Source organism: Microlunatus endophyticus (assembly GCF_014646195.1).
Classification (GTDB): domain Bacteria; phylum Actinomycetota; class Actinomycetes; order Propionibacteriales; family Propionibacteriaceae; genus Microlunatus; species Microlunatus endophyticus.
Genome location: NZ_BMMZ01000006.1, coordinates 21,100 through 43,641 on the forward strand (window position 1 = coordinate 21,100; position 22,542 = coordinate 43,641).

A 22,542-nucleotide genomic window follows, 5' to 3' on the forward strand; every position below is an offset into this window, starting at 1 on the left:
TGGGAGGATGAGCGCGTGCGCGAGGACTTCGTCGAGGCGGTGCTCAATGCGGTCGAGTCGATCCCCGCGGGCCAGGTCGCGAGCTACGGCGACATCGCCGAATTCGTCGGAGCGGGCGGGCCACGGCAGGTAGGCAGCGTGATGTCCCACTACGGCGGCGCCGTCTGCTGGTGGCGGGTTGTCCGGGCCGACGGCAGGCCGGCTGACGGACTCCAGGAGCGGGCACTGGCGCTACTGGCCGAGGACGGGGCGCCGATCCGCAACGGCCGGGTGCTGATCCGCCAGGCCCGCTGGCAGGGTCCGCGCCGAGTTGAACCCGCCTGAACCCGCCTGAACGGGCACGTACGGACAAAGCTCACGTCCTGTTCCGGACACGGCCGGGTCGTCCAACCGCTGTGGGGTTCCGCCTGGTTCGATCTTGTGACAGGCTAGGCCTGCTGTTGCAAGTGCTCTGTGTCGTGGTAAGTGCTACGCCCGGTGACTTTTGCATGGGCCCCCGAGACCCCGAAAGGGTCGAGACCCAACCCGGGTGGGTGCCCGGCAGCGCTGGAGTCGTGAGGTGCGGCTCTGGATGCAAGATGCTAGGAGATGTATTCATGGCGCAGGGAACCGTCAAGTGGTTCAATGCCGAAAAGGGTTACGGCTTCATCGCCGTTGACGGCGGCGGCCCCGACGTATTCGTGCACTACAGCGCGATCGAATCAACCGGCTTCCGTACCCTTGATGAGGGCCAGCGGGTGGAATTCCAGACCACCCAGGGTCCCAAGGGTCCGCAGGCCGACCAGGTCCACGCGATCTGAGCAAACCACACACACGACGAAGCCCCCGGTCACCGCAGTGCCGGGGGCTTCGTCGTACGGGCCGGGCTGATCAGTAGCAGGCCACTGATCAGTAGGACGCCTGGGATGGGTCGATCTGGGAGACCCAGGCCGAGACTCCGCCGCCGACGTGCACGGCGTCCTTCAAGCCTGCACCGTGCACCAGCGCCAGCACCTCGGCCGACCGGGTGCCGGCCTTGCAGTAGAGCACGACCTGCTTGTCCTGCGGCAGACCCGCCAGTGCGGACCCGTTCTGGAAGTCGCTCTTGGGAATCAGCACCGAACCGGGGATGGTGTTGATCTCCCGCTCGACCGGCTCCCGGACGTCGATCAGCTCGAAGTTGCGCTCGCCCTTGTCACGGTCCTCCAACCACTCCTTGAGCTGCTGCACGCTGATCGTGTTGCCGGCAACGGCCTCGGCGGCCTCGTCGGTGATCGCACCGCAGAAGGCGTCGTAGTCGATCAGCTTCTCGATCGGGTCGGCGTTGGGATCCTTGCGCAGCTTGAGCGTCTTGTAGCTCATCTCCAGCGCGTCGTAGACCATCAGCCGGCCGAGCAGCGGCTCGCCGATGCCGGTGATCAGCTTGATCGCCTCGGTGACCATGATCGAGCCGATCGAGGCGCAGAGCACGCCGAGCACGCCGCCCTCGGCGCAGGACGGCACCATGCCGGGTGGCGGCGGGACCGGGTAGAGGTCACGGTAGTTGGGGCCGTACTGGTCCCAGAAGACCGACACCTGGCCCTCGAACCGGAAGATCGAACCCCAGACGTACGGCTTGCCCAGCAGCACCGCCGCGTCGTTGACCAGATAGCGGGTCGCGAAGTTGTCGGTGCCGTCGACGATCAGGTCGTAGTCGGAGAAGATGTCCAGGACGTTGTCGTTGTCGAGCCGGACATCATGGGTGATCACGTTGACAAGCGGGTTGACCTCGGCGATCGACTCCTTGGCCGACTGGGCCTTGGACTTGCCGATGTCGGACTGGCCGTGGATGATCTGGCGTTGCAGATTCGACTCGTCGACGGTGTCGAATTCGACGATCCCGAGGGTGCCGACGCCGGCCGCGGCGAGGTAGAGCAGCGCCGGGCTGCCCAGGCCGCCGGCGCCGATCACCAGGACGCGCGCGTTCTTCAGGCGCTTCTGGCCGATCATGCCGACATCGGGGATGATCAGGTGGCGGCTGTAGCGCTCCACCTCTTTCTGGGTCAGCTCTTCGGCTGGTTCCACCAGCGGCGGTAGGGCCACCATTCCTCCTGCAGTACGAGCGTGGGCCGCCTCATCCGGCGACCATCCGATCTTCGTTGCCAACATGCCACCGCGGACAACTATTCCGCCATCCGGACGAAGCGCCGGCCTGGGCCTGCCGTCCGCACTCCCTCGCCGCCAGTCGGTGCCCGGGCCGCCCGAAACTCCAGTTGTCACGGATTCCACGACCGAACCGGGCCGTATGGCCCCGAAACTCGCGTCGTCACGGCTTCCACGAGCGCCAGGGTCGGGTCCCCGTCCTGCTGACCCTCCGACCGGCGGCTCGGGCTATAACATTCTCCAATGGCCACCAACATGACGCGGATGCCGCGAGAGCAGCGCCGCGCCCAGCTCCTCGACTCGGCCAGCGAAGTCTTCACCCGCAAGGGCTACCACGCTGCGGCGATGGACGACATCGCTGAGGCCGCTGGCGTGAGCAAGCCGGTGCTGTATCAACATTTCGGCTCCAAGCTCGACCTCTATCTGGCACTGCTCGACCAAGCGTGCGACCGGCTCGTCGACCTGGTCAGCGAGGCGCTCGCCTCGACCGACGACAACGCCGAGCGCGTGGTGGCGACGATGACCGCCTTCTACGACATGGTCTCCAGTGAACGGGCCGAGTTCCGGCTGATCTTCGAGTCCGACCTGACCGGTGAGGCGGCCGTCGAGGAGCGGATCTGGCGGGTCAACAACGACATCGCCGACCGGATCGCGGCCGTGATCGCCGACGACACCGGCCTGGGCTGGGACCAGTCCAAGCTGCTGGCGATCTCGCTGGTGGGGATCGGCCACGTCAGTGCTCGGTACTGGGTGACGGCCGGTCCGGTCCCGGTCGCCGAGGCCCGACAGCTGGTCAGTGACCTGGCCTGGCGCGGGATCAGCGGCTTCCCGCTGACCCAGGATGCCGAGCACCATCACGGGCATCACCCGAAGGACCGCCCGGCCGAGCACGCACCGGTCGAGCAGGAGGAATCATGACGACCCACCCCGAGGACCCAATCCAGGACAGCCCAGTCCAGGACAGCCCAATCCAGGACAGCCCAATCCAGGACAGCCCGATCGCCCGGGCGATCGCGGCGGCCAACACCTGGGGGGTCGAGTTGGCGGTCGATCCTCACTGGTACGCCGAGCAGAAGGTGGCCGATCCGCTACCGGCCGACGAGCCGCTGGTCTTCGCGCTGCGTACGCCGAACGCCCTGATCGGGCGCCGGTCCCCCAGTCAGAATCCGACTCCGGAGATCGACTGCGGCGAGGACGGCGGCGTCAGCCGCCGGCAGGCGCAGCTGTCCACCGACGGCAAGCACTGGTGGATCGAGGATCTGGGGTCGGTCAACGGCACCTATCTGAGCACGCTGGACGACCAGGACGCCGGGGCCGGGCTGCCCCAGACGCCGCTGGAGATCGGCATCCGGCACGCGCTGCAGCCGTACGACCGGATCTATCTCGGCGCCTGGACCCGACTCACCCTGTTGCCGCCGATGGACGCTCGGACCGAGGCGCTGTAGCGCTTCGGCCACCAACTACGCTGATTCCCGGCCCGCAGAACGGGTCAGCCCAGGCACAGGAGGAAGTAGTGGAGATCAAGGTCGGCATCCAGCACATCAACCGCGAGGTCGTGTTGGAGGTCACGCAGTCCGGGGCGGAGATCGAGAAGGCGGTCAACGACGCCTTCACCTCGTCCGACCCGGCGAAGGCTGTCCTGGTCCTCACCGACGAGCACGGTCGCAAGGTTTTCATCCCGTCGGACAAGATCGGCTACGTCGACATCGGCGAGGAGAACGGCCGCCGCGTCGGTTTCGGCGCCGTCTGATCGGATCCGGGTGCTGAGCCTGTCGAAGCGCTTCGACGAGCTCGGTGCCCGTTGTTCAGCGCCGATAGGCCGCGGCCTGGATGCCGTACAACTCGGCATACAGGCCGCCGGCCGCCATCAACTCCGCATGTGACCCCGCCTCGACCAGCCGGGCGCCGGACAGCACCAGGATCAGGTCCGCCATCCGGACGGTCGAGAACCGGTGCGACACCAGGACGGTGATCCGGCCGGCTGCCTCACCGGTACGGGCCTGCCCGGCGAACGACTCGAAGAGCGCATGCTCGGTCTCGGCATCGAGGGCCGCGGTCGGTTCGTCCAGGATCTGCAACAGCGTGCCGTCCCGCATGAAACCCCGGGCCAGCGCGACTTTCTGCCACTGGCCGAAGGACAGGTCGACACCATCGGGCCAGGTCGGACCGAGCTGGGTGTCCAGCCCGTGCGGCAACCGGTCGACGACGTCCTCGGCGCCGGCCCGCCCGATCGCAGCCACCACCGCCGCTCGATCGTCGGAGCGGGGCAGGTCGCCGAGCCCGATCGACTCGCGGGCGGCCAGTTCGAAAGTGAAGAAGTCCTGATATGCCCCGGTCATCCGGGCACGCCACGGTTCGGCCGGGATCTGCTCGAGATCAAGCCCGTCAACGGTGATCCGACCGGTCGTCGGCTGGTAGAAGCGCGACATCAGCTTCATCAAAGTGGACTTGCCGGCACCATTCTCCCCGACCACCGCCACCACCGAGCCGGCTGGGATCCGTACCGAGATGTCACGCAGGGCGTACGCGTCGGTGCCGGGATAGCAGAACGAGACGTTCTCGAACACGATGCCGTCGGTGAGCCGGTCCGGAATCGGGCCGCTGGCCCGGTCGGCGTGCCGGGTCGCGTACGCCTCCAGCCAGACCAGCCGCTGCGAGGCGTCCAGGCACATCCGCAGGAAGTCGGCATTGCCGGCGGTCATCGCGACGTACTGGGAGAGATGGCTGCCGGCAGTCACGACCAGCAGCACCTGGGCGGCAGTGCCACCGAACACTGTCGCCGTGACCACGATCGCGGCGATGTAGGCGACCGCGAAGACCGTCCAGCCAGCTGCCTGCCAGCCGGCTGAAGCCCACCGGACCCGGGCCAGTGGTGCATACCAAGACTCCCAGGCTGTACGACGACGCCGGACCACGTCAGTGCCGATGTTCCAGATCCGTACCTCTTTGGCAGCCTGCTGGGTGGTGCCGATCATGAAGAAGTGCCGATGCCGGCGTTCGTGCGGCGCTACCCGTTCGGTGGCCTGCTGGGTGATCGCCGACCGCTTGCTGGAGATCCACACCGTCGGCGCCGCGAAGATCACCAGCACTGTCAACAGCGGATTGACCGACGCCACCAGTCCCAGCGTGATCACCAACCGGACCAGCGATCCGACCACACTGAAGAACGCCAGATACAGATGATCAAGCTGCCAGACCTGTTCCTTGAGCACACTCAGCCGGTCGAGGTACTCGGGGCGCTCCTGATGCTCGATCGTCGGGACACTGGCCTGCAGTCCCGCGACATGCGCTTCGAGCTGCGCTCCGACCCGCATCCGGAAGGTGCGCTGGACGCGGGATCCGACCGTCTGCAGCAGCCAGGCGCCGACCGCGGAGGCTGCCAGTCCGAAGCAGCCGACCATGATCATCGGAGCGCTGCCCTTGCTGGCACCGCTGCCCAGGATCATCAACCAGACGGCGAAAAGGCTGTCGGGAACCGCTTCCAGGAGTGCCATGGCCAGCGACAGCGTGATCAGTCGCGGCTCGGCCCGATAGGCCAACTGCATCGTCCGTGCCAGGGTCCGTACGGTCCCGGGCAGCTTCTGCTCCGGTTCGGTGGCCGGGTCGGTGATCACGGTCGCGGTCATGCGAGCTCCCCCTGATCATCGTTGAGGCCGTCGGCGAGGTCATCATCGAAGTCATCATCGAACTCATCGTTGAGGTCATCGTCGAACCGCGAGGCCTGCAGATCGAACATGGTCCGGTAGCGCCCGTTGATCGCCATCAGGTCGTCGTGGCTGCCCGATTCGATCACCCTGCCGTGCTCGATCACGCAAATCCGGTCGGCATGTCGGACGGTCGAGAACCGGTGCGAGACCAGGATCGTGGTGATGTCCCGGGTGGCCTGGAGGATGCGCTCGAAGACCTCGGCCTCGCCGCGGACATCCAACTGCGCGGTCGGCTCGTCGAGGATGATCAACTTCGCTCCGGCCCTGACCCTGGCCAGCGCCCGGGCGAGCGCGACCCGCTGCCATTGGCCGCCGGACAGGTCGGTGCCACCGGCATACTGTTTGGACAGGACGGTGTCCAGGGCGGCGAGCCGGGACGCCCCTGCCTGTTCCAGCGACTCCATGATCAACTCGTCCGATCCACCGGCGGGGGCCACGTTGTCCCGCAGCGGCACCTGGTAGCGGACGAAGTCCTGGAACGCCGCCGAGACCTGGCCGCGCCAGGAGTCGACGTCCAGCTCGCGAAGATCAACTCCGTCGACGGTGATCCGGCCGGCGGTGGGGTCGTACAGCCTGGCCAACAGCTTGACCAGGGTGGTCTTGCCCGCCCCGTTCTGCCCGACGATCGCCAGCGACTGCCCGGCCTCGATCGTCAGGTCCAGTCCGTCCAGGATCAGTCCGCTGCCGTGTGGGTAGCCGAAGCTGACATTCTCGAAGCGGAGCTGGGAGGCCGGCAATCCGGCGGCGGCGCGGTGGCCTACGGGCAGCCCCCCGGCGCCCTGCATCCGTCCGAGCAGACCGTTGACCAGCGGGACGGGCCGGGACGCATCCGAGAGCCACCAGTCGAAGTCGAGATTGGCCAACGCACTGACGCCCATCGCCGTGCCGGCGTAGGCGATCAGCCGGGACAGATCAAGATCACCGTTGATCGCCGCTCGTGCCAGCGTTGCGAAGACGATCCCGTTGCCGACCACGAGCGCGAGCAGTGACAGCCCGACCGAACGTTCCCGCATGCGGAACGCAGCGAGCGCGATCTCCAGGAGCTTGGTCCGTCGATCGCGGAACCGTCCGGCAGTCCAGCCGGCAAGTCCGAACAACCGGATCTCCTTCGCGGCCGGGGTGTCGACCGCCATCCGGTAGGCGTACTCGGCGTGCCGCTGGTGTTCCTTGATCTCCGCCGAGCCCCAGTCCTTCCAGGCCAGGCTGTCCCGCAGCAGGAAGTGCGGAGACAGCCAGACAACCAGCAGCACCAAGCCGGCCCACCACGCGAACCCGCCGACGACCACGGCGGACACGATGCCGGCGCCGAAGCCGGCGAATCCGGACCCGATGTTGGGCATCGCATCCCGCATCCGCACCGCGGTCAGCCCGAGATCGAAATCCCGCGCCAGCGTGAAGTCGGAAGCGAGATCAGGATCCTCGAGGTGGGCGATCCCGGCCGGTCCGGTGGTCGCGACCATCAACCGGTCCTGCAGCGCCGCCGACGTCCGGTCTCCCAGGTTGGTCGCCAGCTGGGTGTGCAGCGGACCGAGCGTCTGCATCGCGACGAACAGCACTCCGACGGTGACCAGCGGCGGCAGCAGCCGGTCATGATCACCGACGACGCCCACCAGCCAGCCGATCGACACCGAGAGCCCGGGCGGCAGCATCGCGCGCAACACGACCAGGGCCCACCAGCCGACGGTCAGCTTGCGATCGGCTGACCAGATCGCCCCGAAGAGGAGCTGCCACTCCGGCGAGTCCCGGAGCTTGTGCCACCATCGCGCGACCATGATCAACTGACTCTGGCGATCGGTCCGTTGAGGGTCAGCGCGTTCCCGTCGGGATCGGTGAGGTTGGCCTCGCGGACACCCCACGGGGCATCGCTCGGCTGCTGGGTGATGGTGAAGCCGGCCGACTGTGCGCGGGCCGCGACGGCATCGACGTCGTCGACGGCGAAGTAGCCGAGATACTGGCCATGGGATTCCTCGGTGGCCGGATGCAGCAACAACCACGCACCCTCGGCGTTGCCCTTGGTCGGCAGGTGGAACTGGACGTGGTGGTCGTCCTCCCAGTCGCGGGCCAGGCCGAAGGCCTCCTCGTACAGCTTGGCGGCCTCCCGGACGTCGGCCGTGAAGGCGATCAGCCCGGTGAAAGTGAATGTCATCGCACCCCTGTCGTATGCAGCTTGCGCATTGCGCATACTAGTCACATGGGTACGACACTTCCAGAGTTCGTCGCAGCGGCACGGCCGCGGACGGTGCTACGAGTCGGCGCACCGAGCCTGGCCGCAACGGTCCCCAACGCCATGCTCCTGGTGGACTACGCGCTGCACCAGAACGCGATGCCCAGCTCGGAATTGGCCGCCCTGGCGCAGAGCCTGCCGGACGACCTCGTCGATGCGACTCGGACGATCCGGGTCGCACTGGCGCACGGTGCCGTCCTGCGCGGCGTGCTGCTGCACCAGCTCGACCCGGATGATTTCGGCCACCGGCATTGGGATGCGCTGCGCAGATTCATCGCCGGCTGGTCCGACGGATTCGTCAACGCGGTGATCGACCACGGGATCGACTCCAACCTCCGCTGGGAGCATCCCGAGCTCGGGCCCGGGCCGAGCGCCGCGACCCTGATGCCGATCGATCAGCCGACCGATCTCGTACGCGACCGGGGCCTGGAGGTGCTGCGCAGTTGGCGGACACCGGATGCCGAGGACCGCGCGCCCGAACTGCTCGACCCGGCGGGTCTGCGATCAACGCTGCTGGAACTGCTGGACGCCATCTGGGACGGCTGGCTCGGTACGGCCTGGGCGGATCAGCTGCCGGCACTGCAGTCGGCCGCAGCCTCGGCACCGACTCCCCCGCCCGGCTGCGGGGCGACCCAGTGGATCAGCCTGGTCACCGGACTGCAACCGGATCCGTCGTATGCGGACGCTGCCGAGCAGGCGGCCGAGTTGATCATCATGCCCTCGGTTGGGCTCGGGCGGAGCCTGTCACTCTTCGCCGACCAGTCGACCTGGGTGCTCTACAGCCCGCAGCCGACTGATCATCGCCGGACCGGGATCTCGATCGGCCGGCTGGGTCAGCTGGCACCGGCCATGACCGCGCTCGGCGACCGGACCAGGCTGTCGATCATCCTGCAGCTGCTCGATCATGGTCCGCAGACCATGCAACAGCTCGCCGACGCCCTCGAGGTGCACCAGAGCACGATCTCCCGCCAGGTCACCGTGCTCCGCAAGGCCGGCGTGGTCGCCGTCCGGGACGATCGCCGGGTCGAGGCCGACCGGACCATGATCAGGAGCACCGCGGAGACGCTGCTGGCGACGCTGGAGTGATCAGCGCCCGGGCGTGCGGCTCGCCCTCGGTAGCCTCGAGGCGACGACCAGCGCAAAAGTCAGGAACAGGATCCCGATGCCGGTCAACAGGCTGCCGGTCACCGTCTGCGCGGCGAGGGTCTCGAGGACGGTGTCGTCGTCCGCCCCGACGAGCACCCTCGAGAGGAGCAGTTGGTAGGCGTAGCGATTGAGCACGCCCAGCAGCAGGAATGCCGATCCGATGATCCCGGTCACCTTGGCACGGCCGTGGATACCGGCGGCCAGCAACCACACCGCGACGACGACTCCGAGCGCGGACAGCCCGAGCGCGACGAATTGACTGGCGGGCATCAGCTGCTGCTCCGGAATCGTCGGTGCCGCCGGTAGACGACCAACATCGCGGACACGAGCAACACCAGTCCGGCCGCACCCACGACGGCGATCACGATCGAAGCGAGCCCGTACGCGTTCGCTCCGTACATCGCTGTCAGCCAGGCCTGGACCGAGCCGTTGAGGGCACCGAGAACTGTGCTGGCGAAGAGCGCGAGCACTCCAGTGACAGCCAGTGCCCGCGAGGTGCCCTCGGCCTGGACAAGGATCACGATCAACGCGATCAGGTAGCAGACGCCCAGCACCGCGCAGGCGATGACATCCGCCACTGGAATCAGGTCTGCAGCCATCGAACAGACCATAACGCCTCTGGAGGGGCCGCACCTCTCGATATTTCGGGCCGGGCAGCATTCGGTGATCAAGCAGTCGTGCTCGACCCCAGGATCTGCCGGATCGCATCGGCGGCCGAGCCTGCGATGACGGAAGGGCTGACGTCGATGCCTGGATGTGCTCCCGATGGGCGGACCCAAGCGGTCCGCAGGCCGACGGCGGCACCGCCCGCGACATCCAGGTGCAGGCTGTCCCCGACCATCCACCCGTCCAACGGGCAGCCGAGTTGCCGGGCGAGCGCGTGGAAGATCGCCGGGTCCGGCTTGCGCACGCCGACCGCCTCGGAGATCACCCAGCCGTCGACCAGATCCGACAGGCCGGTGGCCCGGATCTTTCCCTCCTGATTGTCAGCCATCCCGTTGGTCACGATCCCGATCGTCCAAGAGGACTCTCGAAGTGCCCGTAGTCCGTCCTTGTCCTCATCCGTGCACCGCACGAGTCCGGGCATCCGGTGGCGGTACGCGGCCCAGATCTCGGCCCCGCTCACGGGCAGTTCCCAGCGCCGCGCCAGCTCTGAGAAGACGTCCCCCTTCGGCCGGGTCTCGGACAGCGCGCGGCCGATCTGCCCAGAGGCTCCGTCCGGCAACTGCCACTCCGTGGCGAATTCCGCGGCCCAGGCGCGGGCGGCGCGACCCTGATCGACAAGGGTCCCATCGAGATCGAACGCAACCAGCGGCACCGGCCCAACCTAGAGCATCCCGTACCGCTGATCCCCGGTCTGGAAGGATGCTGGACGTGACTGCCCGTACCTTGATCGTCTTCGACTGCGACGGCGTGCTGGTGGACAGCGAACGGCTGATGCAGGACATCGATCTGCGAATGATCGCCGACCTCGGCTGGCCGATCACCCGCGAGGAGATCTTCGAGCAGCACCTCGGGCGCTCCGAACCCTTCGTGGATGCCAACATCGCCCGACACATCGGACATCCCGTACCGGAGTCGTTCGTCCTGGAGCGCCGCCAGGCCCATGCCGAGGCATTCAGGCAGAGCCTGGCCGCGGTCCCCGGTGTGGAGACCGTGATCGCGCGGCTGCAGGCCGCCGGATTCGGTACCTGCGTCGCGTCCTCCGGCACTCACGAACGCATCCGGCTGGTCCTCGGCTTGACCGGTCTGCGGCACTACTTCGCCGACCGGATCTTCAGCGCCGATGACGTCGAGCACAGCAAGCCGGCCCCCGACCTGTTCCTGCACGCCGCGGCAAGTCTCGGCTACGAACCGAGTGCCTGCATCGTCGTCGAGGACAGCCCATCAGGTGTGACCGGGGCGAAGGCGGCCGGGATGCGAGCCGTCGCCTTCTGTGCGCTGACGCCGGTTACCGCCATGCGGAGCGCCGACGTGGTGATCACCGGAATGGCACAGTTGGGGGCGACGATCGAGAACTTGGTCGGACAGCGCCAAGCACCGTCCTCCTCAGCGACTCGGACGGATGGCACACTCCCGTGACGGCGATCAGGCAGGCGGATGCCGCGGATGCCGGAGACGTCGGCGGCCTTGCCCTGTTGCTGTGGCTCGACACGCGTGACGAGGAGCCGACCGGGCCGTCGCTCGACGCATTCACCGCCGAGCTGGACCGTTGGTGGACCCGGCACCGCGATACTCATCGGGCATTCGTGGCCGCGCTTCCTTCCGGCCGGGAGGGCGGGGCCGAGATCATCGGGATGGCCTGGGTGGCGCTGGTCGACCGCATCCCGAGGCCCGGGGCGACGAGCCGGATGTCAGCAGATATCCAGACTGTCTTCGTGATGCCCGACCATCGGGGTCGCGGAGTCGGCTCGGAACTGGTCGAAGCCGCAGCCGCCCACGCGACCCGGCTCGGAGCGATCCGGGTCACCGTCCACTCCGGCAGCCGGGCGGTACCGGTGTACGAGCGGCTGGGATTCGCGTCCTCCCGACAACTCCTGCAACGACCGCCGGGCTAGCCCGGGCGATCGGCTGAGTCGTGCGAGTCGAGCAGACATCGCTGCATCAACAGACACTGGCATCGGTAGAGGTAGGTACGCCCATCAGGAGACTCCTGCTCCCACTCGGCCGCCTCGGTGCCGAACACGTCGTAACCCAGACGACGATACAGGCGCAGAGCGCCATCGTTCGATTCCTCCACCGCCAAAGTGCAGCGGTCGCACCCGTGATCCCGCACGACCTCTTCGGCGTGCATCATCAACGCAGCGCCGATGCCCTGCCCCGCAACTCCTCCACGACATCGAATTGGAAAAGATTCCCGGCACCCGGGTGTTCGTCGTAGCGGATGCCGATCTTGCCCACGATGCGGCCATCTGACATCACTGCCGCCAGATAGTCACCAGAGTTCTCCAGTGCATCCTGCAGCTGGGCTCGTTGGAGCTCGGTACGAGCCCAGCGGTCGACATCATCCATTGCGAATGGTCTGATCTGCAGGCTCTCGATGCCGGTCACGGCCCGGAACTTTGCCACAGCTCGTTCACGATCACCAAGGGATATTGCGGCACTGCGGCTCATGATCACCGGCCGGTCGCCCATACTGGGCTGATGCATGTGGCTCCCGGCTCGTCTGAACCGACCGTCACTGATTGGCGGCCTGTCACGGTCGACGAACTCGTCGGCGAATTCCCGTCCGCCGGGGCAAGTACGCGGATCGTTGCCGTCGATGGTCGGAGCGCGAGCGGCAAGACCACGCTCGCCGAACGGCTCAATGCGGCGATCGCCAACTCTGCGATCATTCACACCGACGATGTGGCCTGGTGCTATTCGATGTTCGACTGGTCACAGCTTCTGGAGGACAAGATCATCGATCCGGCGCGGCAGGGCGAACCGGTGCGTTATCAGCCGCCCGGTTGGGAGCCGAACGGCCGATCCGGTGCCCTCGAGTTGCCGGCCGGACTCGACACGGTGATCATCGAGGGCGTCGGCGCGGGTCGCCGGGAACTCAGTGCGGTGCTTGACGTCCTGGTGTGGGTGCAGTCCGACTTCCCGACCGCGCATGTTCGGGGTCTGGAGCGCGACATAGCCAGCGGGGTCAATGGCGGACCGGTTGAGTGCCAGGAATTCTGGGACCACTGGATGAGGTCCGAGATTCCCTTCCTCGACAACGATCGTCCCTGGGAACGGGCCGACTTCATTGTCGCCGGAACGGGCGGCCCTGTCGGACCCGACGCTGGGGACCTGACCGTGGCGGTTCACCCGACGACACCGCCCTCCGACCGGTAGGCTTCAACCATCGCTTGTGCCACGGTCGACTGCCAGCGGCGACTGGCCTCCCACGCTGCCGTCAACGAACAGGTCCCGTGCAACTGGCCGTCGCCGCGTACCGCCGTCACCCGGACCCCCGCGGACCGCAACCGTTCGGCGTAGGCCTCACCTCCGTCGCGGAGCGGATCGAATTCGGCCGTCATGATCACTGTCGGCGGTAGGCCGGCAACGTCGGCCTCCAACGGCACGGCGTACTGATCAGGAACGCCCGCGGACAGGTACGCCTCCCCGGCCCCTGTGATGTCCTTCGGCGCGACAGCGACCGGGCCCTCGTCGAGATCGAATTCGCGCATCGAGTCGCCGAATGGTTCGAAGATCACCAGCGGCACTTCCAGGAGCTGATGCACCAGCGGCGCAGTGCGCGTGTCGCGGATCCGCAGCGCCGATGATGCGGCGATCGTCGCCCCTGCGGAGTTCCCGCCGATCCCGATCCGCTCCGCATCGACCGACAGTCGCTGATCCTCGATCGCCGCATCGAAGACCGCAAGCACATCGTCGATCGGTGCCGGGTAGGCATTCTCCGGCGCGAGCCGGTACTCCACCGACAGCGTCTGGACCCCCGTTGCCGCGGTCCGCGACGCACACAACCGATCGTTGACCAACTCGTCGACCTCCCCGAACGCGAACCCACCGCCGTGCATCCAGATCTGCGTCGGCAGAGCACCCTCGGCAGCAGACGGCCGATACCGCCGGACCCGGAGCCGCCGGTCAGGATCAGCCGCGATCGTGAAATCTTCGATGACAACCTCCGTCGGCGCAGGGGCTGTATAGATCTGCGCCAGCTGATCGGAAAGCTGCCGGGCGGCTGCGCGGACGACTGTCAAGTCAGTCGACTGCAGCCCAGGCAGGGCAGAGCGGAGTCGGCGGGCATCGCTGATCCATCGCGGACCGGCTCGGCGACACTCGCGCCCGGCACATCAGGTTTCGGATCGGACGTCGTATCGGACATGCGATCAGCTTAAGCATCGGACCATGGATCGGCGGCGGCTCCGTACTGGTGCCGCGATCGCAATCCTCATGACGGCTGCGCGGGGAGAACCTGTGTAGCCGGTTCGGAGCCCGGGTAACGTCCGGCGTGATCGATTCGAAGAATCTCAGGACCGTCGGCGTCGAGGAAGAATTGCTGATCGTCGATCCCGAGACCGGCGCACCTCGGGCCGTCGCGGGCACGTTGCTGCATCGGGCGACTCAGGACGCGCCCGCGGACGGTGACATCGAGTACGAGTTGCAGCAACAACAGATCGAGGTCGAAACCAGCCCCAGCAGTGATATCTCTGAGATCGCACGCCAACTCAAGCAGTGGCGCCGACATACCGACGCTGCGGCACGGGAGACCGGTTCCCGGATCGCGGCGCTGGCAACCTCGCCGCTGCCGGTCGATCCGCAGACCACGTTCAAGCCGCGCTACCAGACGATGGTGCGGCGGTTCGGGCTCAGCTCGATGGAACAACTCACCTGCGGATTCCACGTGCACGTCGGAATCAACGACGAGGACGAAGGAACGGCTGTCGTCGACCGGATCCAGCGGTGGCTGCCGATCCTGGTCGCGCTATCGGGGAATTCGCCGTTCTGGCAAGGCCGGGACAGCGGATATGCGAGCTTCCGGACGCAGGTCTGGTCCCGGCTTCCGACGGCGGGGCCGACCGACCGCTTCGGAGAGGCCGCCGAATACCACCGGGTGGTCGACCGACTGCTGGCATCAGGAGTGCCGCTGGACAAGGGAATGATCTACTTCAACGCCCGGCTCTCCCACCGGTATCCGACTGTCGAGATCAGGGTCTCCGACATCTGTGCTCGGGCCGACGACGCGATCATGATCGCTGCACTCTGCCGGGCACTTGTCCAGACCGCCGCCCAAGATTCCACCGATGGCATACGCCATGATCATCCATATGGAGAACAGCTGCGGCTGGCCCAGTGGCGGGCCAGCCGTGCAGGCCTGGCGGAACCGCTGCTCGACCCGTGGACTTTCACTCCGCGGCCTGCCGAGGAGGTGGTCGAGGCGCTCCTGGACCACGTCGGACCGGCCCTGGCCGCTTCCGGCGATTCTGATCTTGTGGCGGAGAGCATCGAGCGGCTGCGGAAGTCCGGCACCGGCTCAGATCTGCAGCGTGCAGCGTATGAGGCCGGAAACGATCTTGGTGCGGTCGTACGAAGACTGATCGACGTGACCGCGGAGCGTCTCGACTGATCAGCTGGAACGTTTGCCCGCCTGACAGATGTCGGGCCTTGGCGTTCGTGACTGCCCTAGGATCTGCGGGATGACGACGAAGTCGGCGGACCTGGAGGAACTCGCGCAAGAGGACCGAACCTGGCTGAAATCCGTCTCGGTTGCCGAGACTCTTCCAGCTGTGCCCCAAGACACCGAACTACTGCAGGTCCTCGGCGATCTTGCGGTACCCGGGCCAGAGCTCGACGAAGCCATCCGGCTCCGCGCCCGGATTGACGATCATGAACTCCGATACGTTCTCGAGCGCGTACTGACGATCCTCGTCGGCGGGATCGGATCCTCGACCGGGCCGGATCGACTTCCTGATCTGAGCGGTTGTGACGACCCATTGGCCCGGTATCTGTACCTCTACGCCTTTGCCGCCTGCTTTCCGCTGACGCGGCAATGGCACCGGGACCGCGAGATCCCGGACGAGGTCGGGCGCCGGACACTTGCCGATCTCGGACGACAGATGACCCACCAGCGACGGAGGCACGGCCGGAGTGGACTGATGATCAATACGGCCTGGCTCACCCATCATTTCCAGGGCAGGCTGTTCCAGCTCGGCCGGCTCCAGTTCGAACTGGCCGGACTCGGTCGCACCACCAGCACGGAGATCCGGGCTGCTGGCACCGACGTGGCGCCCGGAGCACCGACGCTCCTCGTACACATCCCGGGCTACTGCGGGCCGATGGACCCGGCGTCGGTCAGGGAATCCATCGAGGCAGCCCGCCGGTTCTTCGGCAGGCACTTTCCCGAGCACCAGCCGGCCACCCTCACGTGCCACTCCTGGCTGCTCGACCCGCAGCTGGCCGGCTATCTTCCGGCGGACTCCAACATCATCAGCTTCCAGCGGCTGTTCACGATCAATCAGCGGCCGACCAGACCCACCGCCAGCGACGCCGACACCTTCGAGTTCGTGTTCGGCCGAAGAGACGTCGAGGCGCGGGATGAGCTGCCGCGAGACACCACACTGCAACGGGCTCTGATCGATCACGTCGACGGTGGTGGCCACTGGTACGGCGGTGTCGGATGGCGACCGTTCCAGGCAACCGAGGCGCGTGAGCTGTGAGGGTGCTCGAGGCGACCGGATCGATACCGATGGATCACACCAGGTGAAGGAGCCCGGACTGCGGAGGCGATGAACCGCTGGATGTGCGGCATCGCCCGGAGAAGTTCGGCACCCTCGGATTTCATCGCCTCGAGAGCCGGCGTCGACGTCGGTTCCGCGAGGACGGCCCGCCACAACCGCTCCTCCGCGGCCAGCCAGTCGGGGCGGGCACTGATGCGGACACCGGTCCAGCCAGCGTCGATCAGCGCTTCCTCGATCGGCGATGTCGCTGTGTCCTCCAACCACGTTCGGCGCATCGCGCCGGTCAGGACGAGTCGTCCGCCGGGTCGGGTGATCCGCCGCGCTTCGGAGAACAGCGCTCCCACGGAGGATGCGAACTGATACGAATCGATGCACACCACCGCGTCGGCGATCCCTTCGGGAAGTCCGGTCGCCTCGAAGTCGGCCACCTGGAAACGGATCGGTCCGGTCACGTCGTCCTGCCGCAGGTCCGCGCGAGCCTGACCGATCGCGACGGCCGACGCATCGATCCCGATCAGCTCGCTGTCGCCGACACGCGCGATCTCGCGACTGTAGCCACCGCGCCCGCAGGCCAGGTCCACCAATCGCTGTCCCCGGGACAGCTGCAACGTATCGATCACCTCGGCCAGTCCCGCCGCGGACAGCAGGCCGGTCACCCGCATCGACGCCGGCAGCCCCAGACTCTCTGCGACCAGGCGGTGCCGCAACTCGTCGTCGGCCATCTCCTCGTACCAGCCGTCGAACCTGTTCCTGCACGGGTCAGCCATGGTCCGATTCGATCATGATCCTGGGGTGCCCGCACGTGCATTGCGGAGGCCCGGCCCGAGCCAACCCGAGGCCGCAGTGATCAGTCGTCCTGCTTCGACCACGTCCAGGCAGGGACTTCCCGGATCGGGTGCAACTCGTCGTCGTTGGTGGCATTCGAGTTCTGCATCGCCACCTCGGTGCCGAATTCGACATGTTCGACCACGGCTTCGCGGAATTGCGGGTCCTCAGGCATCCCGACCAGATCGAGTGCCCGCAGGTAGAGCTCGACGAACCGCCGGCGTTGTACCTCGGTGATGTCCAGACCGCGGTGGACGTCGATCAGGTGCTGGAATCCCAGCTCGCGGCTGAAGCGGTCCGACCGCCGAAGGACTCGGCCGTGAACCAGGTCAGATCGTCGACATGGTGCGGCTTACCTGCACCGAAGAGCGGCTGCAGCACCGGATCGGCGAGCACGCTCGTGTAGAACACGTCTTCCAGCCGGTGGAGCGCGTCTTCCCCGCCGGCGAATTCGAACAACGAGGGCACGCCGCCGAACTACGCCTGCCCAGCGCGGGCGGGCTGACGTTCGAAAAGCCTTCGGATGAACAGATCGCGCCAGGTGGTGCCAAACGCACACCCCGGCTACGCGACCGAGTGACCATCCACGCCACGTGGCACCAAACGCACGGGCGGCGTACGGAATCCGACCACGGCCGGGAATGTCCGCCAAATCGCGGGAGAACGCGTGCGTGATCCGACCAGTGCGGAGAGGTGTGTCCGCCGCGGTGACGCAGGAAGGCGACGCCGATGCGAAGCCGGAGCGCGCGCTACGCCGAGAGCCCCAGCCGGGCCATCCGGGCGGTGTGATTCTCCATCAGCCGGGACATGATCCGACTGACCTCGGCGAGGCTGCCGTCGGGAGCACCGGTGAGCAGGCCGGCCAGGGCCGGCCGCTCGGCGAGCACTCGCTGTGCCTGGCTCATCGCCTCGCCGACCAGCCGCCGTCCCCACAGCGCCAGCGGTCCGGCGATGTCCGGATCCGCCCCGATGGCGTCCCGCACCCGACCGACGACGAAATCGTCGAACGCCTCGTCGGACAGCACACGGTGCACGAGTTCCCGGGTGGCCTCGTCCGCCAGGTCGGAAACCTCGCGGTAGACGTCGGAGGCCAGCCCGTCGCCGATGTAGACCCCGAGCAGACCCTGGTGCCAGTTCTTCGGCCGGGTCAGTGCATGGAAGTCGTCGAACGGTCGGCGGAACGGCTCCATCGCGGCCAGGACATCGCCGCCGAGAGCGACGATCCGGTCGGCTGCCGTACGGAAATGGCCGTACTGGACCGCTGCCATCGTGGTCATTTCCACCCGGTCGGCCAGCTCGGGAGCAAGTCGGGCATCCTCGGCGAGCCGGTCGAATGCCGCCAATTCGCCGTAGGCGACCACACCCAACAACTCCAGCGCGCCAGCGGGCGCCACATCAGCGGACATGTCGTGAAGCTTAGAAGCTGGGCCTGACAAGCTAGAATGCGTTCGGACCACAGACTTTGAAAAGGCGAGACTCTGACTACCGAAACCAGCAGTACCGAATCCCCCAGCGATCCCCAGCCCGTCGCGCAGACCACATTCGCCGACCTGGGCATCCTCCCCGACATCGTCGACGCTCTGGCCGATGTCGGAATTGTGCACCCGTTCCCGATCCAGCAGATGGCCATCCCGGTCGCCCTCACCGGTGCCGACCTGATCGGCCAGGCCCGGACAGGCACCGGCAAGACCCTTGCTTTCGGCACCACGATCCTGCAGCGGATCGTCGTTCCGTCCGACCCCGATTTCGAGTTCCTGGCCGAGCCCGGTGCCCCGCAGGCGCTGGTCGTCGCTCCGACCCGGGAGCTCGCCAGCCAGGTCGGCAAGGACCTGCAGACCGCATCGGCCCGGCGCAAGGCCCGGGTCCTGACGATCTACGGCGGGGTCGCGTACGAGGACCAGCTCTCGACCCTGAAATCAGGCGTCGAGGTGGTCGTCGGCACCCCGGGTCGGTTGCTCGACCTGGCCGACCGCGGCGCGCTCGACCTGGCTCACGTCAAGGTGCTGGTGCTGGACGAGGCCGACGAGATGCTCGACCTGGGCTTCCTGCCCGATGTCGAGCGGATCCTCGCCAAGACCCCGGAGCTGCGGCAGACCATGTTGTTCTCCGCGACGATGCCGTCGGCGATCGTCTCGCTGGCGCGACGGCACTTGCGGCATCCGCTGAACATCCGCGCCGAGTCCGCGCACGAGCAGCACACCGTGCCGACCACGGCGCAATTCGTCTACCAGGCGCACGATCTCGACAAGCCCGAGATCGTCGCGCGGATCCTGCAGGCGGAGTCGCGTGACCGCGTGATGATCTTCTGCCGCACCAAGCGCAGTGCACAACGGCTCACCGATGACCTTGTGGAGCGTGGCTTCAAGGCTGCCTCGATCCATGGTGATCTCTCCCAGGTCGTCCGGGAGAAGGCGCTGCGCCGCTTCCGCGAGGGCTCCGTCGACATCCTGGTCGCCACCGATGTGGCGGCCCGTGGCATCGACGTCTCGGGTGTCACCCACGTGATCAACAACGAGTGCCCGGACGACGAGAACACCTACGTGCACCGGATCGGCCGCACCGGTCGGGCCGGCGCCTCGGGTGTCGCGATCACCTTCGTGGACTGGGCCGACCTGACCCGCTGGAAGGTGATCAACAACGCCTTGGGCCTGCCCTTCGAGGAACCGCAGGAGACGTACTCCACCTCCGAGCACCTGTATCACGATCAAGGTATCGACCACTCGGCCAAGGGGCGGATCGTGCCGCAGCGCGAGCAGCCCCACGATGATCACCAGCCCGACCGCGACCGCAGGCGCCGGGATCGTCCCCGACGCAACCGGACGCGACTGCGCAACGGTGTGCCGGTCGGTGACGGCGATGCGGCGACATCCGAGGCTGCAGCATCCGAGGCGGGCCCGGCGTCGGAGCAGTCCACCGACACCGAAGCGACCACGTCGTCGGCCCCGCGCCGTCGCCGCCGGCGTCGCAGCTCCACAGGCCACGGCACGAGTGCCTCCGAAGCCTCCTCGGATGAGACGGCTTCGGACGGCGCGGCCTAGCCGATTCGCCGAATGATCTCGGCCAACACCTCCGGTGCGGTGGTGTTGACGCCGAGATCATGATCGGTCTTGCCGGTCCCGTGATAGTCACTGGACCCGGTGGCGAGCACTCCGAGCCGGCCGGCGAGCGCCCGCAGTTCAACCCGGGTCTGCGGGTCGTGATCCTGGTGGTCGACCTCGAAGCCGGCGAGGTCGTGGTCACGGACCAACTGCTCCAGATAGTCCGGCGGCAGCACGTGCTCGCGTCCGCGGCCCCAGGGATGGGCGATGATCGGCACACCCCCGGCGCCGTTGACCAGATCGATGCCATGCGGCAGATCGATTGTGTAGCGCTCCACATGCGCAGGCCCGCCGTCGGCGAGGAAGCGATCGAAAGCCTCTGTACGGTCCTTGACATAGCCCGCCGCGATCAGCGCGTCGGCGATGTGCGGCCGGCCGACGGACGGGCTGTCCCCGACCTGGGCCAGCACTGACTCCTCGGTGAGTGGGTATCCCAATTCGGCAAGCTTGGCCAGCACCGGACGCAACCGGTTGGAGCGACCCTCTCGCACCTTCGCCATCTCGGATTGCAGCGCCGGGTCGTGCTCGTTGCCGCCGTACATCAGCAGGTGCACGCTCTCCCGATCGGTGCCGCAGGACAGCTCCATCCCCCGGATCACCTGAATCCCGATCCGCTCGCCCTCGGCGACCGCCTCGTCGAGCCCGTCAAAGGTGTCGTGGTCGGTCAGCGCCACTGTGTTGAGCCCGGCGGACCGGGCGTTGCGGACCAGTTCGGCAGGAGTGTCGGTGCCGTCACTGACGTTGGAATGGGTGTGCAGGTCGATCGTCATGCCTGCCATTGTCGCTGATCGATCACCGATCACCCGGAACCGCGTGTTGCCGCTCGTTCTACGTTATGTAGAATCCTGCGGACGGCACGTTGTCGGCGAGTACAGGGAGGACCGGTCATGATCACTTCGGTGGCACCGCTGATCATCGCGCTCTTCGCGCTGACCGGTGGTTACTACCTGGTACGGCTGGTCCGCGATCGGAGCTGGGACGACAGGATCCTCGACACCACCCACCTGCTGATGTCGATCGTGATGATCATGATGCCGCTCGGCGTCTCGACGAGGATCCCGGCGGGGGTGCAGATCCTGGTCTTCACCGCTGCCGCACTCTGGTACGCCTATCTGATCCTCTTCCGCCCGAGCGCGGTCTCCGAGACCGTCGGCAGCCACCACTCAGGTCGGCCCCGGCTGCTTTATCACGCGGGCATGATGCTGGCGATGGTGTGGATGGCGGTGCTCATGGCGCCGTTGCCGGGCACCGGAGCCGCAGCCGCCCCGTCGATGCCCGGTATGTCGATGCCCGGTATGTCGATGCCCGGTATGTCAACGTCGGGCACGGGTGCAGCACCGACTCCCGCCGCCCCGGCCGTGCACGGCTGGTCCGATCCGGTGTCGATCATGATCGGCATCGGATTCGCGATCGCGACGATCTGGTACGCCGTCCGCCTCGTGCTCGTCGGCGGTGCGCCGGGCCGGGCGGACGTACGGAAACTGGCCGACAACGGTGCGGCCGCATTGATGGCGGCCGGGATGGCCCTGAGCAATCTGGTGGTGATCACATGATCCGATACGGCTCAGGCCGTCGGACTCCTTTCCGGATCCTCCTCGCTTCGGCTGCGGCGATCATGATCATGATCGGCCTCGCGCCGGCAGCGTCGGCCCATGTCCGGCTCAGCGCCACGGATGCGGCTCCGGGCGGCTACGGGTTGCTGACCTTCAGGGTGCCGACCGAATCCGACACTGCCACCACGACGGAGATCGTGATCAGCTTCCCCAAGGACACCCCGATCACGTCGGTCTCCACCGCCGCGGTGACCGGATGGACCGCAACCGTCGTGACCGCCAAGCTGGACAAACCGATCCGGACCGACGACGGGCCGGTCAGCTCCTACGTCACCCGGGTGGACTGGAAGGCCGATTCGGGCCGGACGGCGATCCCTCCGGGGCAGTTCGGCCTGTTCAACCTCACCGCCGGGCCGCTCCCCGAAGCAGCGACGGTCGCCTTTCCGACCGACCAGCACTACAGCGACGGGACCGTGGTGCACTGGAACCAGCTCCAGACCGGCAGCGCGGAGCCTGATCATCCCGCGCCGCTGCTGCAACTTGCCTCCGAAGCGACCACCTCACCGTCACCGAGTCCGGCCGCCGCGAGCCCGGCCGGCAGCAATTCCGAAACTCTCGCGGTGATCGCCATCGCCCTCGCGGCGGCTGCTGTCGTGATCGCGATCATGGCCCTGCTCCGCACCCGCCGGGCCGACTGAGCGC

29 protein-coding genes are annotated in these 22,542 nt (G+C 67.1%); 14 read left to right on the forward strand and 15 right to left on the reverse strand.

Annotated elements, in window-relative coordinates:
• Window positions 1–15 precede the first annotated feature (15 nt).
• A complete protein-coding gene (locus IEY07_RS12890) occupies window positions 16–324 on the forward strand; it encodes an MGMT family protein (RefSeq protein WP_229670054.1) in 309 nt (102 codons plus the stop codon).
• 272 nt (window positions 325–596) lie between these two features.
• The gene (locus tag IEY07_RS12895) at window positions 597–800 is read left to right on the forward strand and encodes a cold-shock protein (RefSeq protein WP_091413209.1); all 204 of its coding nucleotides are present in this window, start codon (window positions 597–599) and stop codon (window positions 798–800) included.
• An 88-nt stretch (window positions 801–888) separates the two neighbouring features.
• Here IEY07_RS12895 and moeZ read toward each other — a convergent pair whose 3' ends face one another.
• A complete protein-coding gene (gene moeZ / locus IEY07_RS12900) occupies window positions 889–2,064 on the reverse strand; it encodes an adenylyltransferase/sulfurtransferase MoeZ (protein ID WP_229670055.1) in 1,176 nt (391 codons plus the stop codon).
• 300 nt (window positions 2,065–2,364) lie between these two features.
• On the opposite strand from moeZ, the gene IEY07_RS12905 reads away from it, so the two are divergent.
• The 3 genes from IEY07_RS12905 (at window position 2,365) to IEY07_RS12915 (ending at window position 3,871) form a co-directional block, all read left to right on the forward strand.
• Window positions 2,365–3,039: a TetR/AcrR family transcriptional regulator gene (locus IEY07_RS12905; protein ID WP_229670056.1), complete on the forward strand. Its 675-nt coding sequence runs from the start codon at window positions 2,365–2,367 to the stop codon at window positions 3,037–3,039.
• Window positions 3,036–3,566 carry an FHA domain-containing protein gene (locus IEY07_RS12910; protein WP_188895803.1) on the forward strand — a complete coding sequence of 177 codons (531 nt, stop codon included), beginning with the start codon at window positions 3,036–3,038 and terminating at the stop codon, window positions 3,564–3,566. The genes IEY07_RS12905 and IEY07_RS12910 overlap by 4 nt, the downstream gene beginning before the upstream one ends.
• Window positions 3,567–3,634: 68 nt before the next feature.
• A complete protein-coding gene (locus IEY07_RS12915) occupies window positions 3,635–3,871 on the forward strand; it encodes a DUF3107 domain-containing protein (protein ID WP_188895804.1) in 237 nt (78 codons plus the stop codon).
• A gap of 55 nt (window positions 3,872–3,926) precedes the next feature.
• On the opposite strand, the gene IEY07_RS12920 is transcribed toward IEY07_RS12915, so the two are convergent.
• Genes IEY07_RS12920 through IEY07_RS12930 form a run of 3 tightly spaced genes read right to left on the reverse strand, consistent with a single transcriptional unit; the run spans window position 3,927 to window position 7,974 of the window.
• Window positions 3,927–5,747, reverse strand: coding sequence for an ABC transporter ATP-binding protein (locus tag IEY07_RS12920; RefSeq protein WP_188895805.1), 1,821 nt, complete (start codon window positions 5,745–5,747; stop codon window positions 3,927–3,929).
• Window positions 5,744–7,600 (reverse strand): ABC transporter ATP-binding protein, encoded by a 1,857-nt coding sequence (locus IEY07_RS12925; protein WP_188895806.1) that lies wholly within the window; start codon window positions 7,598–7,600, stop codon window positions 5,744–5,746. The genes IEY07_RS12920 and IEY07_RS12925 overlap by 4 nt, the downstream gene beginning before the upstream one ends.
• Before the next feature lie 2 nt (window positions 7,601–7,602).
• Window positions 7,603–7,974 carry a VOC family protein gene (locus IEY07_RS12930; protein ID WP_188895807.1) on the reverse strand — a complete coding sequence of 124 codons (372 nt, stop codon included), beginning with the start codon at window positions 7,972–7,974 and terminating at the stop codon, window positions 7,603–7,605.
• Window positions 7,975–8,019: 45 nt separating this feature from the next.
• On the opposite strand from IEY07_RS12930, the gene IEY07_RS12935 reads away from it, so the two are divergent.
• Window positions 8,020–9,138 (forward strand): ArsR/SmtB family transcription factor, encoded by a 1,119-nt coding sequence (locus IEY07_RS12935; RefSeq protein WP_188895808.1) that lies wholly within the window; start codon window positions 8,020–8,022, stop codon window positions 9,136–9,138.
• Here IEY07_RS12935 and IEY07_RS12940 read toward each other — a convergent pair whose 3' ends face one another.
• The 3 genes from IEY07_RS12940 to IEY07_RS12950 all read right to left on the reverse strand — a co-directional run bounded on the left by IEY07_RS12940 (window position 9,139) and on the right by IEY07_RS12950 (window position 10,516).
• Window positions 9,139–9,468: a hypothetical protein gene (locus tag IEY07_RS12940; protein WP_188895809.1), complete on the reverse strand. Its 330-nt coding sequence runs from the start codon at window positions 9,466–9,468 to the stop codon at window positions 9,139–9,141.
• Window positions 9,468–9,797, reverse strand: a complete 330-nt coding sequence (locus tag IEY07_RS12945; protein WP_188895810.1) for a hypothetical protein — start codon at window positions 9,795–9,797, stop codon at window positions 9,468–9,470. Before IEY07_RS12945 ends, IEY07_RS12940 begins: the two co-directional genes overlap by 1 nt.
• A gap of 68 nt (window positions 9,798–9,865) precedes the next feature.
• The gene (locus IEY07_RS12950; RefSeq protein ID WP_188895811.1) at window positions 9,866–10,516 is read right to left on the reverse strand and encodes an HAD family hydrolase; all 651 of its coding nucleotides are present in this window, start codon (window positions 10,514–10,516) and stop codon (window positions 9,866–9,868) included.
• Between the two features lie 56 nt (window positions 10,517–10,572).
• On the opposite strand from IEY07_RS12950, the gene IEY07_RS12955 reads away from it, so the two are divergent.
• Window positions 10,573–11,280, forward strand: a complete 708-nt coding sequence (locus IEY07_RS12955; protein ID WP_188895812.1) for an HAD family hydrolase — start codon at window positions 10,573–10,575, stop codon at window positions 11,278–11,280.
• Window positions 11,277–11,756: a GNAT family N-acetyltransferase gene (locus tag IEY07_RS12960; protein WP_188895813.1), complete on the forward strand. Its 480-nt coding sequence runs from the start codon at window positions 11,277–11,279 to the stop codon at window positions 11,754–11,756. Before IEY07_RS12955 ends, IEY07_RS12960 begins: the two co-directional genes overlap by 4 nt.
• On the opposite strand, the gene IEY07_RS24740 is transcribed toward IEY07_RS12960, so the two are convergent.
• Window positions 11,753–11,995 (reverse strand): GNAT family N-acetyltransferase, encoded by a 243-nt coding sequence (locus IEY07_RS24740; protein WP_188895814.1) that lies wholly within the window; start codon window positions 11,993–11,995, stop codon window positions 11,753–11,755. The genes IEY07_RS12960 and IEY07_RS24740 overlap by 4 nt on opposite strands.
• A complete protein-coding gene (locus tag IEY07_RS12970) occupies window positions 11,995–12,348 on the reverse strand; it encodes a hypothetical protein (RefSeq protein ID WP_188895815.1) in 354 nt (117 codons plus the stop codon). Before IEY07_RS12970 ends, IEY07_RS24740 begins: the two co-directional genes overlap by 1 nt.
• On the opposite strand from IEY07_RS12970, the gene IEY07_RS12975 reads away from it, so the two are divergent.
• Window positions 12,343–13,020, forward strand: a complete 678-nt coding sequence (locus IEY07_RS12975) for a uridine kinase family protein (RefSeq protein ID WP_188895816.1) — start codon at window positions 12,343–12,345, stop codon at window positions 13,018–13,020. The two genes, IEY07_RS12970 and IEY07_RS12975, sit on opposite strands and share 6 nt — an antisense overlap.
• Here IEY07_RS12975 and IEY07_RS12980 read toward each other — a convergent pair.
• Window positions 12,990–13,886, reverse strand: coding sequence for an alpha/beta hydrolase (locus IEY07_RS12980; protein WP_188895817.1), 897 nt, complete (start codon window positions 13,884–13,886; stop codon window positions 12,990–12,992). The genes IEY07_RS12975 and IEY07_RS12980 overlap by 31 nt on opposite strands.
• 251 nt (window positions 13,887–14,137) lie before the next feature.
• Here IEY07_RS12980 and IEY07_RS12985 point away from each other — a divergent pair, with 251 nt between their 5' ends.
• Both IEY07_RS12985 and IEY07_RS12990 read left to right on the forward strand, forming a co-directional pair.
• Window positions 14,138–15,253: a carboxylate-amine ligase gene (locus IEY07_RS12985; protein ID WP_229670057.1), complete on the forward strand. Its 1,116-nt coding sequence runs from the start codon at window positions 14,138–14,140 to the stop codon at window positions 15,251–15,253.
• Window positions 15,254–15,323: 70 nt separating this feature from the next.
• Window positions 15,324–16,343, forward strand: coding sequence for an acyltransferase domain-containing protein (locus tag IEY07_RS12990; RefSeq protein WP_188895818.1), 1,020 nt, complete (start codon window positions 15,324–15,326; stop codon window positions 16,341–16,343).
• Here IEY07_RS12990 and IEY07_RS12995 read toward each other — a convergent pair.
• The 4 genes from IEY07_RS12995 to IEY07_RS13005 form a co-directional block, all read right to left on the reverse strand.
• Entirely contained in the window at window positions 16,265–17,131 is an 867-nt protein-coding gene (locus IEY07_RS12995) for a class I SAM-dependent methyltransferase (protein ID WP_188895819.1), read from the reverse strand. The genes IEY07_RS12990 and IEY07_RS12995 overlap by 79 nt on opposite strands.
• Before the next feature lie 80 nt (window positions 17,132–17,211).
• Complete coding sequence (locus IEY07_RS24140) at window positions 17,212–17,364, reverse strand: globin family protein (RefSeq protein ID WP_229670058.1); 153 nt, start codon at window positions 17,362–17,364, stop codon at window positions 17,212–17,214.
• Window positions 17,365–17,450: 86 nt separating this feature from the next.
• Window positions 17,451–17,657 carry a globin family protein gene (locus IEY07_RS24145; RefSeq protein WP_229670059.1) on the reverse strand — a complete coding sequence of 69 codons (207 nt, stop codon included), beginning with the start codon at window positions 17,655–17,657 and terminating at the stop codon, window positions 17,451–17,453.
• Between the two features lie 281 nt (window positions 17,658–17,938).
• Window positions 17,939–18,595: a ferritin-like fold-containing protein gene (locus IEY07_RS13005; RefSeq protein ID WP_188895820.1), complete on the reverse strand. Its 657-nt coding sequence runs from the start codon at window positions 18,593–18,595 to the stop codon at window positions 17,939–17,941.
• 216 nt (window positions 18,596–18,811) lie between these two features.
• On the opposite strand from IEY07_RS13005, the gene IEY07_RS13010 reads away from it, so the two are divergent.
• The gene (locus IEY07_RS13010) at window positions 18,812–20,227 is read left to right on the forward strand and encodes a DEAD/DEAH box helicase (RefSeq protein WP_188895821.1); all 1,416 of its coding nucleotides are present in this window, start codon (window positions 18,812–18,814) and stop codon (window positions 20,225–20,227) included.
• Here IEY07_RS13010 and IEY07_RS13015 read toward each other — a convergent pair.
• The gene (locus tag IEY07_RS13015) at window positions 20,224–21,057 is read right to left on the reverse strand and encodes a PHP domain-containing protein (RefSeq protein WP_188895822.1); all 834 of its coding nucleotides are present in this window, start codon (window positions 21,055–21,057) and stop codon (window positions 20,224–20,226) included. The genes IEY07_RS13010 and IEY07_RS13015 overlap by 4 nt on opposite strands.
• A gap of 117 nt (window positions 21,058–21,174) precedes the next feature.
• Here IEY07_RS13015 and IEY07_RS13020 point away from each other — a divergent pair, with 117 nt between their 5' ends.
• Both IEY07_RS13020 and IEY07_RS13025 read left to right on the forward strand, forming a co-directional pair.
• Window positions 21,175–21,840 (forward strand): DUF5134 domain-containing protein, encoded by a 666-nt coding sequence (locus IEY07_RS13020; RefSeq protein ID WP_188895823.1) that lies wholly within the window; start codon window positions 21,175–21,177, stop codon window positions 21,838–21,840.
• A gap of 62 nt (window positions 21,841–21,902) precedes the next feature.
• A complete protein-coding gene (locus IEY07_RS13025; RefSeq protein ID WP_188895824.1) occupies window positions 21,903–22,538 on the forward strand; it encodes a YcnI family copper-binding membrane protein in 636 nt (211 codons plus the stop codon).
• The last annotated feature ends 4 nt before the right edge of the window (window positions 22,539–22,542 follow it).